Source organism: Sphingobium sp. AP50 (genome assembly GCF_900109095.1).
Lineage (GTDB): Bacteria > Pseudomonadota > Alphaproteobacteria > Sphingomonadales > Sphingomonadaceae > Sphingobium.
Genome location: NZ_FNYZ01000005.1, coordinates 83101 through 101290 on the forward strand (window position 1 = coordinate 83101; position 18190 = coordinate 101290).

General features: G+C 63.1%; 11 protein-coding genes. 10 read left to right on the forward strand and 1 reads right to left on the reverse strand.

All coding sequences use genetic code 11. The features are described from left to right. Window positions 1–127: 127 nt before the first annotated feature. The 6 genes from BMY84_RS11070 (at window position 128) to BMY84_RS11095 (ending at window position 7246) form a co-directional block, all read left to right on the forward strand. Window positions 128–1759 carry a helicase HerA-like domain-containing protein gene (locus BMY84_RS11070; protein ID WP_093083847.1) on the forward strand — a complete coding sequence of 544 codons (1632 nt, stop codon included), beginning with the start codon at window positions 128–130 and terminating at the stop codon, window positions 1757–1759. A 33-nt stretch (window positions 1760–1792) separates the two neighbouring features. Then, a complete protein-coding gene (locus tag BMY84_RS11075) occupies window positions 1793–2197 on the forward strand; it encodes a hypothetical protein (protein ID WP_143075024.1) in 405 nt (134 codons plus the stop codon). Window positions 2198–2457: 260 nt separating this feature from the next. Then, entirely contained in the window at window positions 2458–3456 is a 999-nt protein-coding gene (locus BMY84_RS11080) for a hypothetical protein (RefSeq protein WP_143075025.1), read from the forward strand. Window positions 3457–3596: 140 nt separating this feature from the next. After that, entirely contained in the window at window positions 3597–4901 is a 1305-nt protein-coding gene (locus BMY84_RS11085) for an MFS transporter (RefSeq protein WP_093084064.1), read from the forward strand. Next, window positions 4898–5815, forward strand: a complete 918-nt coding sequence (cysK, locus tag BMY84_RS11090; protein WP_093083851.1) for a cysteine synthase A — start codon at window positions 4898–4900, stop codon at window positions 5813–5815. Before BMY84_RS11085 ends, cysK begins: the two co-directional genes overlap by 4 nt. Before the next feature lie 123 nt (window positions 5816–5938). Continuing rightward, the gene (locus BMY84_RS11095; RefSeq protein WP_256215213.1) at window positions 5939–7246 is read left to right on the forward strand and encodes a cell wall hydrolase; all 1308 of its coding nucleotides are present in this window, start codon (window positions 5939–5941) and stop codon (window positions 7244–7246) included. Window positions 7247–7376: 130 nt separating this feature from the next. Here BMY84_RS11095 and BMY84_RS11100 read toward each other — a convergent pair whose 3' ends face one another. Beyond that, a complete protein-coding gene (locus BMY84_RS11100; RefSeq protein ID WP_256215214.1) occupies window positions 7377–8465 on the reverse strand; it encodes a helix-turn-helix transcriptional regulator in 1089 nt (362 codons plus the stop codon). 163 nt (window positions 8466–8628) lie between these two features. On the opposite strand from BMY84_RS11100, the gene BMY84_RS11105 reads away from it, so the two are divergent. The 4 genes from BMY84_RS11105 to rpoB all read left to right on the forward strand — a co-directional run bounded on the left by BMY84_RS11105 (window position 8629) and on the right by rpoB (window position 18167). Next, window positions 8629–9981 (forward strand): aminotransferase class V-fold PLP-dependent enzyme, encoded by a 1353-nt coding sequence (locus BMY84_RS11105; protein WP_093083853.1) that lies wholly within the window; start codon window positions 8629–8631, stop codon window positions 9979–9981. Window positions 9982–10058: 77 nt separating this feature from the next. Then, complete coding sequence (locus BMY84_RS11110; protein WP_371262413.1) at window positions 10059–11378, forward strand: metal-dependent hydrolase family protein; 1320 nt, start codon at window positions 10059–10061, stop codon at window positions 11376–11378. A 191-nt stretch (window positions 11379–11569) separates the two neighbouring features. Further along, entirely contained in the window at window positions 11570–13678 is a 2109-nt protein-coding gene (locus BMY84_RS11115) for a TonB-dependent siderophore receptor (RefSeq protein ID WP_093083856.1), read from the forward strand. A 328-nt stretch (window positions 13679–14006) separates the two neighbouring features. Beyond that, window positions 14007–18167 carry a DNA-directed RNA polymerase subunit beta gene (rpoB, locus tag BMY84_RS11120; protein WP_093083857.1) on the forward strand — a complete coding sequence of 1387 codons (4161 nt, stop codon included), beginning with the start codon at window positions 14007–14009 and terminating at the stop codon, window positions 18165–18167. Window positions 18168–18190: the final 23 nt, after the last annotated feature.

Below are 18190 nucleotides of genomic sequence, written 5' to 3' on the forward strand. Positions count from 1 at the left end.
TGCGGTTAATTCCGTCATCCCCGCGAAAGCGGGGACCCATCTCTCGACCTCGCACCAGAGGTTAGCGCGGGAGATGGGTTCCCGCCTTCACGGGAATGACGGTTTTTTTGTTGGAAAAGGATCGGGAATGAGCGACGGCATTTTCATCGGCCTTGGCGCACCGGGCAAGGATGGCGGCATTCCGCAATCGCTGAACTTGCGCCGCGCCAACCGGCACGGGCTGATCGCCGGGGCGACCGGCACCGGCAAGACGGTGACGTTGCAGGGCATTGCCGAGAGTTTTTCCGCGCTGGGCGTGCCGGTGTTTCTGGCCGATGTGAAGGGCGATCTGGCCGGCATTGCCATGGCCGGTTCCCCCACCGCCAAAAATGCCGACAAGCTGGTCGCGCGCGCCGCCGAAGTGGGCATTAGCGACTATAGCTATGCCGATAATCCGGCGATCTTCTGGGATCTCTATGGGGAACAGGGACACCCTATCCGCACCACCGTCAGCGAGATGGGGCCGTTGCTGCTTTCGCGCCTGATGGGCCTTAACGAAACGCAGGAAGGCGTGCTGTCGATCGCCTTCAAATATGCGGATGAGGAAGGGCTGTTGCTGCTCGACCTCGGCGATTTGCAGGCGATGCTGGCCTATTGCGCGGAAAATGCGGATACGCTGTCGGCGCGCTACGGCAATGTCACCAAGGCCAGCGTCGGGACGATCCAGCGGCAATTGCTGCAACTGGAATCGCAGGGCGGCGATCATTTCTTCGGTGAGCCGGCGCTCGACATTCACGACATGTTGCAGGTGGATGAAAAGGGGCGCGGCTATGTGAATATACTGGCCGCCGACAAGCTGATGCAGAGCCCGAAGCTCTATGCGACCTTCCTGCTGTGGCTACTGTCCGAATTGTTCGAGACACTTCCCGAAGTGGGCGATCCAGACAAGCCCAAGCTGGTCTTCTTCTTCGACGAGGCGCATCTGCTGTTCGATGATGCGCCCAAGGCGCTGACCGACAAGATCGAGCAGGTCGTGCGCCTGATCCGGTCCAAGGGCGTCGGCGTCTATTTCGTGACGCAAAACCCGATCGATATTCCCGAGGATGTGGCCGGGCAGCTCGGCAACCGCGTTCAGCATGCATTGCGCGCCTTCACCCCGCGCGACCAGCGGGCGATCAAGGCGGCGGCCGAAACCTTCCGCATCAATCCGGACCTGAACGTCGAGACGGCGATCACCGAACTGAAGGTCGGCGAGGCGCTGGTGTCGCTGCTCGGCGAAGATGGATCGCCGGGCATCGTTCAGCGCACGCTGATCGCCCCGCCGCGATCGCGACTGGGGCCGCTGGAGCCCAAGGAGCGCGCGATCATCCAGTCGATTTCACCCTGTGCGGGTAAATATGACACGGCCGTCAACCGGGAGTCGGCGGAGGAAATATTGGCCGCGCGCGGACAGGCCGCTGCCGCCGCGGCGCAGGCGACCAAGGCGAAGGCCGAAGCCGACAAGGCCGCCGCCGTTCAGGCCAAGGTGGAAGCCAAGCAGCGCGAAGCCGAATTGAAAGAGCAGGCCCGGCGCGATGCAGCGGAAGCGCGGGAAGCGGCCAAGCCCAGCGCCTTCGACAAGGCGATCCAGTCCGCCACACGCGCGGCGGGATCGTCGGTCGGGCGGCAGGTCGCCAATGAACTGGGCCGTGCGGTGTTCGGCGGATCGAGCCGCAAATCCTCATCCGGCGGAATCGCGGGCAAGCTGGTGCGCGGCATATTGGGCAGCCTGTTCAAATAGGCTATGATGCCGCGAAACAGGGAGGCGGCTGATATGAAAGCGACAGCAATCTGGACAGGTGCGGCGATAATGCTGGCGGGCACGGCGCAGATAGGGACGGTGCAGGCGCAGTCGGGCATTCATCCCCATGATGTGCTGACCGCCGCAATCGTCAGCGACATTGTGCGCGACCGGCAGGATGAACGGGATACGCGGCGCGCGCCCTATATCCCGCAAGGCTATGGCCCGATCGCCACAGCCTCTGCCGCGCGCGATGCCTGTACCACCAAGGCTCTGTATCAGGCCGGGCCCGAGGGCAGGCTGATCGGACAGGCGCATGCCAGCACCATGTCGACCGGCTGGGAAGTCGAGGGCGCGATCGCGATGCCGGAGAGTGACATCCCCTTCGTCTGTTCGGTTCGCAATGGATCGGTCAGCGGGCTGTTGCTGCGGGAGTAGGATGGCAACATAGCGAAGACGCAATCGAAAAATGCGTGTTGATTTGCGCATAATTTCGAAGCCATTGAAATAACAAGGAAGATGAGTACCAGCCTAAGCTGGATGGGTGTTATAAAAGGAGCAAAATGGCTTCCATAGCAGCATGATCATCATAATTATCATCATCGCCCAGATGGCGCTAAATCTCTGACAACCATCTCGATTTCAGGTTGATAATCCCCGACTATTACATACTATACCCCCTGTTCCGGGGGGATCTTATGGCAGTGATATATTCTGCGACCGGTTTGGTGGTCTTGTTTTTGAGCATTGCACAGGCGCAGGGGGCATGCCTGCCGGATGCCGAAATTGCCGCCCGCATTGGTCCTCAGATTCAAAGCGGTGCCGCCACGGTGAAAGTGGGCGATCTCGCCAACAAGCCGTTATGCTCAGGCTTGACCTTGGCCGCCACCATTCAAAAAATGCATGATGCCGCTTTCCCCGCTGAAGCAGCCGATCGCGCCAGGATCGAAGAAGCGCGTCGAGTGGCAGCAATCCAGCAGGAAGAGACGCTGAAAGCGGCAGCCCTGAAAGCTCAGGAGGCACCGCCGACAACCCGGACTGAAAACCAATCGCCGACGGTTGTTGCAAGTGCCAGCGAACCCAAGCCGCCTGCAAAACCTGCGGAACTGGTGGGATTTCGGGGCGCCACCTACCAAGCGGCCGCCGCACAACCGACGAAAACCGTTTCGGATAAGCGCGCCGCGTCTGTCGTGAGTGCGCGCTTTCCGAATAATATCGATATAGCCAATCTTTTTGTGCGATATCACACGAAATATAACCTGCTGAGCAATGCAACATTTTCCGACGGAGAAAGTGCAATTTCGATGCCTTTATTTGGTATCATCATGTACATCCGCAGAAATGTAACGAATATCAAATGCGCAACGCTAAAATCCGGATCGGTGAAATGCAATTATCGCTATAATTATGAAACCGTTCCCAATGGCACTATCGCCCAACTTGCGCTGTTGACGACGGAAAAATCCGGCTTTTCGGATACGTCCGACACTTTCGCCAAGGTGAATGGGCAGTGGACATCGGAAACGATCAGGGCATGGACCCAAAAGGTAGCAGCGGAAGCATCTGCTCGACAACCAGCCGGCTCGGGATCTTCAACACCTTGTGTTGTAACGGGAGGAGTCGCCGCCGATTGGACGGGTGGCAATGGCATGATCAGCGGGGTGACCTGGGATCCCAATATCAGGACGCCATGCTGACGCCCCTGCTCGGCGCAGGAAGGGACGAGCGCAAGTCAACTCTGCTCCCCTCCCCCTCATAGATCGCAAAGCAAATCTTGTAGCATTGGCATCCCTGCAATGGTTGCCAGATGGTTGCCCGCATCGCTAAAGCCATCGCCATGACGGCTACCCTCCCGCCCCGGCACCCGCTGCATTTCCCCAATTTCCGTGCCTATCTGGTCGGGCGTTTCTGCGCCACGCTGGCGCAGTACAGCATGATGATCCTGCTGGCGTGGCAGGCCTATAATGTCGCGCGGGAGACGATGAGCACCGGGGAGGCGGCGGCGCAGCTCGGCCTCATCGGGCTGGCGCAATTTCTGCCGCTCTTCTGCCTGACACCGATCACCGGATGGGTGGCGGACCATTTCGACCGGCGGATCATCACCCGGTTGACGCTGGCGCTGCTGACGCTGGCGGCGGGCGCCCTCTCCTTCGCCACCTATGAAGGCTGGGTCAGCCTGCCGCTGATCTTCGGCATTGCCGTCATCGTCGGCATCGCCCGCGCCTTCAACGGCCCGGCCTATGGCGCGCTGGCGCCCAATCTGGTGCCGCCCGCCGTACTGCCCAATGCGATCGCGCTATCCTCCGTCGCCTGGCAGGCGGGCGATATCCTGGGCAAGGCGCTGGGCGGCTATGCCTATGCTATCGAGCCTTGGGCGGCCTATGCCCTGTCGGCCGTCCTCTTCGGCATCGGCCTCATTTCCATGATGCTGATCGGCCCGGTGCCGCAGCCGCCGCGCGAAGTGGGACGCCATCCCGTTCGCCAGATGATCGACGGCCTCACCTATGTCCGCACCAACCGGCTGGTGCTGGCGACGATCACGCTGGACCTGTTCGCCGTGCTACTGGCCGGGGCGACCGCCCTGCTGCCGGTCTATGCTCGCGACATATTGCATGTGGGATCGGCGGGTTTTGGCCATCTGGCGATGGCGCCCGGCATCGGCGCGGCCATCACCGCGCTCTGGTTCTCCTTCCGCCCGATGAAGAGCGAGGTGGGGATGAAGATGCTGGGATCGGTGATCCTGTTCGGTCTGGCCACCATTGCTTTTGGCTGCACCGCCTTCCTGCCGCGCGAGATCGCCGTCGAGGCGGGCGTCGCCGCGCTGGTGGTGCTGGGCGGCGCGGACATGGTGTCGGTGTTCGTGCGCCAGTCGCTGGTGCAGATCCACACGCCCGATGCGATGCGCGGCCGCGTGTCCAGCCTGTCGCAACTCACCATCTCCGCCTCCAACGAACTGGGCGAGGCGGAATCCGGCTTCCTCGCCGCCCTGGTCGGGCCGGTCGCGGCCGTGATCGGCGGCGGCGTGGGCGCCATCATCATCACCCTCATTTGGGCGCGACTCTTTCCCGAATTGCGCCTAGCACGTAGCTTCGATCCACCCGAAAGCGGGCGAGCGGACAGCAAAATGGAGAAGGCCCTATGAAAGCTGCCACGATTCTCGAAACCATCGGCAATACGCCGCATATCCGCGTCAACCGGCTGTTCGGGGACGCAGAAGTCTGGATCAAGTCGGAACGCTCCAACCCCGGCGGGTCGATCAAGGACCGCATTGCGCTGGCCATGATCGAGGCGGCCGAAGCGTCGGGCGAATTGCAGCCGGGCGGCACCATCATCGAACCAACGTCGGGCAATACCGGCGTGGGTCTGGCCATGGTCGCGGCGGTGAAAGGCTATAAGCTGATCCTCGTCATGCCCGAAAGCATGTCGATCGAACGGCGCCGGCTGATGCTGGCCTATGGCGCCAGCTTCGACCTGACACCGCGCGAAAAGGGCATGAAGGGCGCGATCGAGCGCGCGCTGGAACTGGTGAGCCAGACGCCGGGCAGCTGGATGCCGCAGCAGTTCGAGAACCCCGCCAATATCGACGTGCATGTCCGCACCACGGCGCAGGAAATCCTGGCCGACTTCGCCGACGCGCCGATCGACGCGCTGATTACCGGCGTTGGCACGGGTGGCCATATCACCGGCACGGCTGAGGTGCTGAAGAAGGCCTGGCCTTCCTTGAAGGTCTATGCGGTGGAGCCGACCATTTCGCCGGTCATCAGCGGCGGGCAGCCCGGCCCCCATCCGATTCAGGGCATTGGCGCGGGCTTCATTCCGGCCAATCTGCATACCCAGTTGCTGGATGGCGTGATCCAGGTCGATCCGGCCGATGCGAAGGAATATGCTCGCAAGGCTGCGACGCAGGAGGGCCTGCTGGTCGGCATCTCGTCCGGCGCGACTTTGGCCGCGATCGCGCAGAAGCTGAAGGAACTGCCGGCGGGCAGCCGGGTTCTGGGCTTCAACTATGACACCGGCGAACGCTATCTGTCGGTGCCGGACTTCCTGCCGGAATAAGGCGGCGAATATACGGGCGATCTCGGTCTGTTACGTGCTCCTGCGAAAGCAGGAGCCCAGTCGAGAGCGCAGAACTGGGCTCCTGCTTTCGCAGGAGCACGCCTTGTGAAAACGGAATGGAAATTGGCAAGCCGAACCGCCCCTTGGCAATTTCTGTCATATGTCATCTGGGCCTTGCTGTTCATCGGCCTGCCGTTCGGCGTGGCGGGGTGGGAAAGCCGGCATCGATCGGTCGATGCTGGCCCCGCCATGCACGCGGCGGCACACAACCGGCGGCCGGCCACCCCGCCCCCGCCAGTCGAGCCGGTGCAGGTCTATGCGCTGGAACGGGATCAGGCGCTGGCGCTGAATGCGACGATCCCCTTTTCGCGCGATCCCAATCCGGCCGCCCGCCCCTTCCTCTTTTCCGGCACCGAAACCGATCTGGCCCGCGCGACCGACTGTCTGGCGGCGGCGGAACTCTATGAAGCGGGGGACGATGCGGTCGGCGAAGCGGCGGTGGCGCAGGTGGTGCTCAACCGGGTGCGCCATCCCGCCTTCCCCAAGAGCGTGTGCGGCGTGGTGTTTCAGGGGCAGGAACGCACCACCGGTTGCCAGTTCACCTTCACCTGCGACGGGGCGATGGCGCGCACGCCGGGACAGGCGGCGTGGGAACGGGCGCGGGAGATTGCGCGCGGCGCGCTGGCGGGGAAGGTGTACAAGCCGGTCGGCCATGCCACCCATTATCATACCGACTGGGTCGTCCCCTATTGGAGCGACAGTCTGGACAAGATCACGGCGGTCGGCACGCATCTGTTCTTCCGCTGGCGCGGATGGTGGGGAACGCCGCCCGCCTTCCGCAAGAGCGTCGATCCCGGCGAGCCGCTGATCGCGCGGATCGCCCGTTTTTCGACCGCGCATCAGGACGCTGCCCCTACGCCCGCCACGCCGCCGGTGATGGTCGCCGAAGCCGCCGCCGCGCTGGCGGCCCGGCCGCAACAGGCGATCGGTGCGGAGGCGCTGGGCAAGACGGTGGCGGGGGTCCGGCTGATCGCGATCGCGCCGGGGGCCAAGAGCTTTCTGGTCGAATTGCCGCGATCCGGCGCGCCCGATAGCTGGCCCGCGCTGGCCCAGACCTTCTGCGCCGGACGGCCCGAATGCCGGATCATGGCGTGGAAGGCGGGCAGCGCGCCGCCGGGCCTGCCGCTGGACGACGGGCAGATGGCCGCGATGAGCTTTGCCTATATCCATAATGTGGGCAGCGGATTGCAGCGGGCGCTGTGGAATTGTGGGCAGACGCCGCGCGCGGCCAAGGCCGAATGCATGCGTCAGCGGGTGCCGACCGTGACCCCGTCGGCCGATACCGGGCTGGCGGGAGTGCGGCGCAAGGAGCGGTTCGAGACGGTGAAGATCGTGCCGCCCGGCGCGCCGTCGCAGGCGGGGACGCCCTGACCAAAGCCATCTCCGTTCGCCCTGAGTAACCACTGAGCGAAGTCGAAATGGCGTATCGAAGGACAGGTACTTCGATACGGGCCTTCGACAAGCTCAGTCCCTACTCAGCACGAACGGTTCTGGTTTGACGCTAATCTTCCGGCAGGGCCAGCCGGGGCAGGCGGCCAAAGCGGGCGACCAGTTCGGACTGGCGGCTGCAATCGGTTTTCGAGAAGATCGCCTTCATCTGGGTGCGCACGGTGCTGAGCGCCACGCCCCTTTCCTGCGACACATCTTCCAGCCCCTTGCCATCGCACAGGGCAACGACAATTTCCGCCTCCGCACGGGTCAGGCCGCAGAGCGCGCGCAGGCGGCTGGTGAAGCTGGCGTCGCCCTGATCGGGGTCGGTGGCGATGACGACGATCTGCCGCTCCTGCCCGGTCCAGACCGCCGCGATCGACAGCATATAAGGCGATCCCCGGTCACGGTGCAGTTGCACGGCCCCTGCCTGGCTGGCGTTACGTCCGCCCGCCGCGCGCAGGGCGAGTTGCAACGCGACGTCATCGACCGGATCGCGCGCCACGACATGCTGTTGCCGCAGCATCAGCGCATCCTGCCGTTGCAGCATGGCGTCGGCCTGGCGATTGCCATGGAGCAGGCGGCCACGCGTGCTGAGCGTGAAGATCGCATGATCGGACAGGTCGAGCGTCGCCTGAAGCGAGCGGCCATGATGCGCCGCCCGGTTGAGCCGGTGCCGCAATTCGAACATCCGGCCGATATGATCGACGCAATGCTGAATCTGCTGGCGCTCCTCCCGATCGAAAGGCTTTTGCGTGCGACCGCGATGCAGGCCGACATGGCCCGCCGTATCGCCCCGCCGCACCACCCCACCCAGGCAACGGAAGGTGTCGTCCCCCATCGGCCGGATCCATTCATTATAGATGCGGCTGTGGGCATAGGTCTTGTCGGGCACGAAAGCCTCGAAATCCCAGACCTGATTTTCCGCGCGACCGTTCAGCGCCGCGCTCCACAGATCGTCGTCGACAAATTCTTCGCTGTAGAGCGCCATCTGGTCGCCGGAAAAATAGCCCGAATAGCTGATTTCCGCGACTTGCGAGGCGCCCTGCCCCCAATGCAGGACCGCCGATCGCGCACCGACAGAATCCGCCAGCATCCCGGCGAGCTGATCGAACAGCGCGTCGTCCATGGCGGCATCATAAATATCTTCGGTACGGATCACGACCAACTCCCCGCTTTCCTATAGCGGCAAGTCACGGCGTAAACGACATAGAATCATGCCAATCGAAGCGGGCGACCGTCCGGGCGCGATCTTGGTCGAGGATGGCGGGTCTTTACCCGTCTTTCGTCATGATACAGTGTCACACGAAACAGGTTGAGGGTTTATGGTAACGCGGCGGACATTTCTGGGCGGCGGCGCAGCGATCGGCGGGGCAATGGGTTTCGCGCTGGCCGGCGGCGGGGATACGCTAGCGGCGGCCGGAGCGACGAGCGATCCGGGGGATATGTGGCCGGTCGACGCGCCCTTCCGCTTCGATGGCGACATGGACGATTTCAGGCGGGCGCAGATGGCATTTGGGTCGCTTTATCGCGTCGATCGCGACTTTGCGACGTTCGACGCGGCCTATTATGGCGTCATGACGCAGCCGGTGCAGGCATCCTATGAAGCGCATTCGCACTGGGTAAACCGCAATCATGCGCTGTTCCTGCGCAATGCGGCGCCGGGGCATCCGCGCGACGTGGAACTGGACAAATCGCGCGCGGCGGTGGCGAAGATGCTGGGCGCTTCGACCGAGGAAATTGCGCTGGCGGGCGGCGGGACAGAGGCGCTTTATGCGCTGATCGCCAACTATGCACTGCTCCAGCCCGGCGACGCGGTGATCTATGCCGATGTCGATTATGACGAGATGCAGTTCGCCTGCGACTATCTGGAAAAGAGCCGGGGCGCGCGGATCGTGCGGTTCAGCCTGCCCGAACCGCATACGGAGGCGAACATATTGGCCGCCTATGACAAGGTGCTGAAGGATACGCCGCGCGCCAAATTGCTGCTGCTGACCCACTTGTCGAACCGCAACGGGCTGGTGCCGCCGGTCAAGGCCATCGTCGCCATGGCCAAGGCGCGCGGGGTCGATGTGATTTTGGACAGCGCGCAGGCGGTCGGCCATATCCCTTTCACGGTCGAGGAGACGGGCGCCGACTTTATCGGCTTTTCGCTGCATAAATGGCTGGCCGCGCCGCTGGGCACCGGGGGCATCTATATCCGCAAGGAACGCTTGCAGGACATATCCCCCTGGCTGGGCAATCGCATCCACGGACCGGAGGATATTCGCGCCCGCATCCCCACCGGCACCGTCGATTTCGCCGCGAAGCTGACCGTGCCGCGCGCGATCGAGGTGCATGACGCCATCGGCGGAGAAGCGAAATATCGCCATCTGCTCAAGCTGCGCGACTATTGGGTGGACCGGGTGCGCGATGTGAAGGGGCTGGAGATCCTGCTGCCGCAGGAAGCCGGACGCTATGGCGCGGTCACGGGCTTCCGCCTGCCGGGCATGACCGGACCGGATGACGCGAAGAAGGCGGCGAAGCTGTTCCTCGACAAATATCGGCTGCTGGTGGTGGCGAAGGCGGGGCTGGCTTCGGGACCGGTGCTGCGGGTGACGCCGGCGCTGTTCAACACAAGCGCCGAACTCGACCGGCTGGTAGCGGCAATCCGGGCGGAACAGAAGCTGTTCGCCTGAAGATAGGCCGTTGACGGATCAGGCCGTCCGCGCAACCTTGTCCGCCGACAGCGGATAAGGGGACGGACATGAATGGGATGAAGCGCGCCGCATGGGCGCTGGGCGTCGCAGCGATCGCAATGTCGGGCGCCTGGGCGGGCGCCGTAAGCGCGAAGGATGTGGTGGTCCATGCCGGGCGCCTGATCGACGGCACCGGCGCAGCGGCGCGCGACAAGGTGTCGATCCTGATCCATGACGATCGCATCACCGCGATCCAGCCCGGCTTCGTGACGCCACAGGGCGCGGAGATTGTCGACCTGTCGACCAAGACCGTGTTGCCCGGCCTGATCGACACGCATGACCATATCACGGCGGGCTGGCACACAGGCGACCCGATCCGCAACAGCGTGACCCGCAGCGATTATGAGGATGCGATCGAGGCGACCGGCTTCGTCCGCGACACATTGCTGGCCGGCTTTACCGCCGTGCGCGATTGCGGCGCCAATACCGCCGTCATCGTCGCGTTGAAGAAATCGATCGACGGCGCGGTCATTCCCGGGCCGCGCCTGTGGGTGGCGGGCACGCCGCTCGGCCCCACCGGCGGCCATGGCGACGCAGTCAATGGATTGCGCACCGAATTTGCCGATATTCCCCATATCGCGGACAATATCATCGACAGTCCGGAAGCCGCACGTATCGCAGTGAGACGGCTCAAGCGGGAGGGCGCGGACCTCATCAAGATCATGCCGTCGGGCGGGGTCATGTCGATCGGCGACGATCCCACCCACCAGTTGATGACCGACGAGGAAATCAAGGCGGTGATCGACACCGCTCATGCGTTGGGCATGAAGGTGGCGGCCCATGCCCATGGCAAGCAGGCGATCGACCACACGATCGCGCTGGGCGTGGATTCGATCGAACATGGCTCCTATGCCGATGCGGGCAGTTACAAGATCTTCAAGCAATATGGCGCCTATCTGGTGCCCACGATGCTGGTGGGCGAGCGCGTCTATCAGCGGGCGAAGGAGCATCCCGAGCAACTCAACCCCTCCACCGCCGAAAAAGCGCTGGTGATCGGGCCGCTGCTCCAGAAGAATTTGCACGACGCCTATGCCGCTGGTGTGAAGATCGCGTTCGGCACAGACACGTTCGGCCTGTCGCGCCATGGCGAGAATGCGCAGGAATTCGCGCTGATGGTCGGCGCGGGCATGACGCCGATGGACGCGATCAAGGCCGCGACCGGCAATGCCGCCGATCTGCTGGGCAGCCAGGATGTCGGCACGGTGCAGGCCGGTCGCTATGCCGATCTGATCGCGGTGGATGGCGACCCTTTGCGTGACATTCGCCTGCTGGAGACGGTGGGCTTCGTGATGAAGGGCGGCGCGGTGGTGAAGGCCGGGGGCAAGCCGGTGACATGACACTGCGCTACCAATCGCAATAAACTGAAATATATAATTGATAATCATTTGCATTGTCGTTAGCTGCTGCAACCGGGAGAGGCGCAGGGGCAGCAAAGAGCCGTGTTCGAAGCGCACCCGTCGTTTTTCGCATCCTGACGAAGCACGCAGCGCACCCCCTGCCGCCATCATCGATCAGCAGGATGCTTTGCATGACCCGTTCGCACGCCCTTTTCATTCTGATGCTCTCCACTGCCCTGCCCCAAATGGCACTGGCGCAGGCGCCCGAAGCCCAATCGGGCGACGCCGACATTCTGGTCACCGGCCGCGCTGAAAAACTCTATCGCGCGACCGATACGGAGATTGGCCGGGGCAGCAGCGATCCGCTGGACATTCCGCAATCGGTGCAGGTCATTACCAGCGAACTGATCCGCGATCAGGGCGCGCGCGACATCACCGACCTGTATCGCAACATCGCGGGGATCAGCGCCAGCCAATATGCGACCGTCACCTATCGCGGCTTCCGGCAGGACGGCAATTTCTATGACGGGATGCGTGGCGACCCGTTTCAGGGCTTTGCCGTGCCCAGCCTGTTCAGCATCGATCGGGTCGAGTTTCTGAAGGGGCCGGTCGGCATGCTCTATGGCGCCAGCGCGCCGGGCGGCATGATCAACTATGTCACCAAGAAGCCGCAGGACGAATTCGCCGCATCGCTGCGCGGAATCGTGGGCAATTATGACCGCTATGGTGGGTCGGGCGAGATTACCGGGCCGATCGACAAGGACGGAGTGCTGACCGGTCGGGCCGGCGCCTTTTACGAACATGTCGCGACCGTCCAGCGCAACAGCGGATCGGAATCGCTGGTTCTGGACGGCGGCCTGACCGCGCATATCGGGCCGGACACCAAGCTGACCGCGCAACTAACCCATTATCGCCAGACCCTGCCGGGCCGGCAGCGCGGTATCCCGATCGACGACGATGGCAATTTCCTGGCCGACCGGAAATGGACCCATCTGGAACCGACGGACTTTTCGAAACTGAACGGCACCGTGGCGCAGGCGCGGCTGGACCATAAGGTCAGCGACGCCGTGTCGTTCAACCTGGCAGCGCGCTGGTTCCGCTATCGCGAGCATCAGGAATATCATGAGCCGCGCGCCTATACCGACACGAATGGCGACGGCACGCCCGACACGGTGCCGCGCGAATATCGCAGCCAGCATTATGATGTGAGCGGCGTCACGATCGCCGCCAATATGACCGCCCGTTTCGAGACGGGGCCGCTGCGCCATACGATCGCGGCGGGTGGCGACTGGTATCGGCAGCGCTATCAACTGGACAGCATATCGGTGCGGTCCGGCGTGCCGGCACTGTCGCTCCGCAATCCGGTCTATGGGCTGACGTCGGGCGTCGACTATGATTTCAGCAATGGAAGCGGCGAGACGCTCGACACGCGATCGCACCGCTATGGCCTTTATGCACAGGATCAGATCGACTGGGGGCGCTTCATCCTGGTCGGCGGGGTAAGGCAGGACTGGTTCGACGATGCAGACCCGGCCGCCGGCGATCCCAAGACTTCGGGCAGCCGGACAAGCTGGCGCACCGGCGCGATCTACAAGCCGATGCAACGGGTGTCGCTCTATGCCAGCTATTCGCAGAGTTTCGAGCCGCAAGACCCTTCCCGCCAGAGCGCCAGCGTGGGTGGCCCTTTCGCGCCAGTGGCGAGCCGACAGGTCGAGATCGGCGCCAAGGGGGAATTGCTGGGCGGGAAATTGCAGCCGACGATAGCGCTCTATCGCATCGTGCGGCGGGGCATCGTGCAGGTCGACCCCGATCTGCCGCCGATCAATGGCGTCGACCAGATGTCGCCGATCGGCGAGGTGACGAGCAAGGGCATCGAACTGACGCTGGCAGCAGACATTACGCGCAACTGGGTGCTGACCGCCAACTATGCCTATAATGATGCGCGCATCACGGACAGCGCGCCGGGCGCGGCGATCGACAATTCGGTCGGCGGACGCTTTCCCAACGCACCCGATCATCAGGCGGGCTTCTGGACCCGCTATCAAATCCCGGCGATCGACGCGGCTTTCGCCTTTGGCGGGCAATATGTTTCGGGCCAGCTGGCGCGCAGCGGCGCGCATATGAAGGGCTTCACCGTTTTCGATGGCAGCGTGACCAAGGGGCTGGGCTTTGCCGACCTGATGATCCGCATCGAAAATATCTTCGACAAGACCTATGCCACGTCCGCCTTCGACGCGCGGCGGGGGGCGTTCGTCGGACGGGCGCGCACCGTCTTTGCCGAATTGCGCGTCAATCTTTAAGGGGGTGGGCGGCTCCTCCCCCGCCCCCCTTCACAAATCCAACAGGCGCGCCTATATGCGTCAACGAAATCCGGTTTGGACGGTGCATTTTGCGCCCCTGAACCGGCCCTGGATTTTCTGTCGGGTCCCATGCCGCATTGCGCACGGTTTTGGGTAGAATGGGCGGAAATCCTGGGATCACAAGACGCTGACAGTGCGGATCGGACAGTCCCGGCCCGCACTTTTTTGCGTGGCGACGAAAGGGCGAATCACCCCTTTTATCGTTCACGCCAGGCTGAATTTTCGCCGGGATGCGAAAAAACGCGACGAATGAAGGCAAGGACAACGCATGGCGACCAAGGCTCTCCCAACGATCAACACCGGCGCTAAGAAGCGCATCCGCAAGGTGTTCGGCGACATCCACGAAGTGGTGCAGATGCCGAACCTGATCGAAGTACAAAGGGAGAGCTACGAACAGTTTCTGCGCTCCGACCCGTCGATCGGCTATGTATCCGGTCTGGAAAAGACGCTGCGCAGCGTCTTCCCGATCCGCGACTTCGCCGGCACCGCCGAAATGGACTTCGTCCATTATGAGTTGGAAGACCCGAAGTACGACGTGGAAGAATGCCGTCAGCGCGGCATCACCTATGCAGCGCCGATGCGCGTTACCCTGCGTCTGATCGTGTTCGAAGTCGATCAGGACACCGAAACCCGTTCGGTCCTGGATATCAAGGAACAGGACGTTTACATGGGCGACATGCCGCTCATGACGTCGAACGGCACCTTCATCGTCAACGGCACCGAGCGCGTCATCGTGTCGCAGATGCACCGTTCGCCGGGCGTCCTGTTCGACCATGACCGTGGCAAGACCCACTCGTCGGGCAAGTACCTCTTCGCCGCGCGCGTCATTCCCTACCGTGGTTCGTGGCTGGACTTCGAATTCGACGCCAAGGACATCGTCAACGTCCGTATCGACCGCAAGCGCAAGCTGCCGGTCACGGCACTGCTGTTCGCGCTGGGCCTGACGCCGGAAGAAATTCTGGGCGAATTCTATAACAAGGTCGTGTTCGTCCGTGGCGAAGGCGGCTGGCAGATCCCCTACCTTGCCGAAGCATGGCGCGGCCTGAAGCCCGCCTTCGACATCGTCGACGCCAAGTCGGGCGAAGTCGTGTTCGCGGCCGGCCACAAGATTTCGCCCCGCGCCGCCAACAAGGCGGAGAAGGACGGTCTTGAAACGCTGCTGATCCCGACCGAGGAAGTCTATGGCCGCTACAGCGCCTTTGACCTGATCAACGAGTCGACCGGCGAAATCTACATCGAGGCGGGCGACGAAGTGTCGCCGGAAAACCTGGAAAAGCTGGACAAGGCGGGCATCGACCGTCTGGAACTGCTGGACATCGACCATGTGTCGACCGGTCCCTGGATCCGCAATACGCTGAAGGCCGACAAGGCCGAGGAACGCGACCAGGCCCTGAGCGATATCTATCGCGTCATGCGCCCCGGCGAACCGCCGACGAAGGAAACCGCCGAAGCGCTGTTCGCCGGCCTGTTCTTCGATCCGGAACGCTATGACCTGTCGGCCGTCGGCCGCGTCAAGATGAACATGCGCCTGGAACTGGACGCAGAGGACACCGTCACGACGCTGCGCGTCGAGGACATCCTGGCCGTGGTCAAGGAACTGGTGAACCTGAAGGACGGCAAGGGCGAAATCGACGATATCGACAACCTCGGTAACCGTCGTGTCCGTTCGGTCGGCGAATTGCTGGAAAACCAGTATCGCGTCGGCCTGCTGCGCATGGAACGCGCGGTCAAGGAACGCATGTCGTCGGTCGACGTGTCGACCGTGATGCCGAACGACCTGATCAACGCCAAGCCCGCCGTGGCCGCGGTGCGTGAATTCTTCGGCTCCAGCCAGCTGTCGCAGTTCATGGACCAGACCAACCCGCTGTCGGAAGTCACCCACAAGCGCCGCGTGTCGGCGCTTGGGCCGGGCGGTCTGACCCGTGAGCGCGCCGGCTTCGAAGTCCGCGACGTTCACCCGACCCATTATGGCCGTATCTGCCCGATCGAAACGCCAGAAGGCCCGAACATCGGTCTGATCAACAGCCTCGCGACCTTCAGCCGCGTCAATAAGTATGGCTTCATCGAAACGCCGTACCGCAAGGTGATCGACACCAAGGTCACCAACGACGTCGTCTATCTGTCGGCGATGGAAGAAGCCAAGCACACGATCGCGCAGGCGAACGCGGAACTGAACGCTGATGGCACGCTGGCCGAAGACCTGATCTCGGCGCGTGAAGCGGGCGAATTCCTGATGGCGCCCAAGGATCACATCACCCTGATGGACGTCAGCCCCAAGCAGCTGGTGTCGGTCGCGGCTTCGCTCATTCCGTTCCTGGAAAATGACGACGCCAACCGCGCGCTGATGGGATCGAACATGCAGCGTCAGGCGGTGCCGCTGGTCCGTGCTGAGGCGCCGTTCGTCGGCACCGGCATGGAAGGCACCGTGGCCCGCGACTCGGGCGCCGCCATCGCGGCTCGCCGTGCCGGTATCGTCGACCAGGTCGACGCGACCCGTATCGTGATCCGCGCCACCGGCGATATCGAACCCGGCCAGTCGGGCGTCGACATCTACACGCTGCAGAAGTTCCAGCGGTCCAACCAGGACACCTGCATCAACCAGCGCCCGCTGGTGAAGGTGGGCGAACTGATTTCCGCTGGCGAAGTCATCGCCGACGGCCCGTCGACCGAGTTTGGCGAGCTGGCACTGGGCCGCAACGTGCTGGTCGCGTTCATGCCCTGGAACGGCTACAACTATGAAGACTCCATCCTGATCTCCGAGCGGATCGTGAAGGATGACGTCTTCACCTCGATCCATATCGAGGAGTTCGAGGTCATGGCCCGCGACACCAAGCTGGGGCCGGAAGACATCACCCGCGACATTCCCAACGTCGGTGAAGAAGCGCTGCGCAACCTCGACGAGGCGGGCATCGTGTATATCGGCGCCGAAGTGGAGCCGGGCGACATTCTGGTCGGCAAGATCACCCCCAAGGGTGAATCGCCGATGACCCCGGAAGAAAAGCTGCTCCGCGCGATCTTCGGTGAAAAGGCCAGCGACGTGCGCGACACGTCCCTGCGTCTGCCGCCGGGCGTTGCCGGTACGGTCGTGGAAGTCCGCGTGTTCAACCGTCACGGCATCGACAAGGACGAACGTGCCATGGCGATCGAGCGGGAGGAAATCGACCGTCTCGCCAAGGACCGTGAGGATGAACGCGGCATTCTGAACCGTGCGACCTTCAACCGCCTGTCGGAAATGCTGATCGGCCAGACCGCTTCGGCCGCGCCCAAGGGCGTGCGCAAGGGCGTGGTCATCGACGAGGCCCTGCTGGGTGAAGTCGAGCGTCATGAATGGTGGAAGTTCGCGGTCGAGGACGATGTCCGTCAGACCGGTATCGAAGCCGTCAAGGCGCAGTATGACGAAGCCGTGAAGCTGATCGTCGAGAAGTTCGAGGATCGCGTCGACAAGCTCCAGCGCGGTGACGAACTGTCGCCGGGCGTGCTGAAGATGGTCAAGGTGTTCGTTGCGGTGAAGCGCAAGCTGCAGCCGGGCGACAAGATGGCCGGTCGTCACGGGAATAAGGGCATCATCAGCCGCATCCTGCCGTCTGAAGACATGCCCTTCCTGGAAGACGGTACCCCCGTCGACTTCGTGCTGAACCCGCTGGGTGTGCCTTCGCGCATGAACGTCGGCCAGATCTTCGAAACGCATCTGGGTTGGGCCGCACGCGGCCTGGGCGCCCAGATCGGTGCGGCGCTGGACGACTGGCGTGAAGCCAATCCCAATCCCGAGGCCGGTTCGCCGCCCGAGGCGATCAAGGATCTGCTCAAGACGATCTACGGCGAAAATTACGTCGAACAGATCGATCAGCGCAGCGCCGAGGAGATTGTCGAGCTGGCGCAGAATGTCCGTGGTGGCGTGCCGATGGCGACGCCGGTGTTCGACGGTGCCGTCGAATCCGACGTGTCGGCCATGCTGAAGCTGGCGGGTCTGGATGAATCGGGTCAGGTGACCCTGTTCGACGGCCGCACCGGCGACAGCTTCGACCGTAAGGTGACTGTGGGCTACAAGTACGTCCTGAAGCTGCATCACCTGGTCGACGACAAGATCCACGCACGTTCCATCGGGCCGTACTCGCTTGTTACCCAGCAGCCGCTGGGCGGTAAGGCGCAGTTCGGTGGCCAGCGCTTCGGTGAAATGGAAGTGTGGGCGCTCCAGGCCTATGGCGCTGCCTACACGCTCCAGGAAATGCTGACGGTGAAGTCGGACGACGTGATCGGCCGCACCAAGGTCTACGAGGCGATCGTCAAGGGTGACGACACGTTCGAGGCCGGCATTCCCGAAAGCTTCAACGTGCTGGTCAAGGAAATGCGCTCGCTGGGCCTCAACGTCGAACTCGCCACGATGGACGAGGTCGAGGACGACGACGGCTTCGCGGCGGCAGCGGAGTAAGGGGGAAAGATGAAGCGCATGCG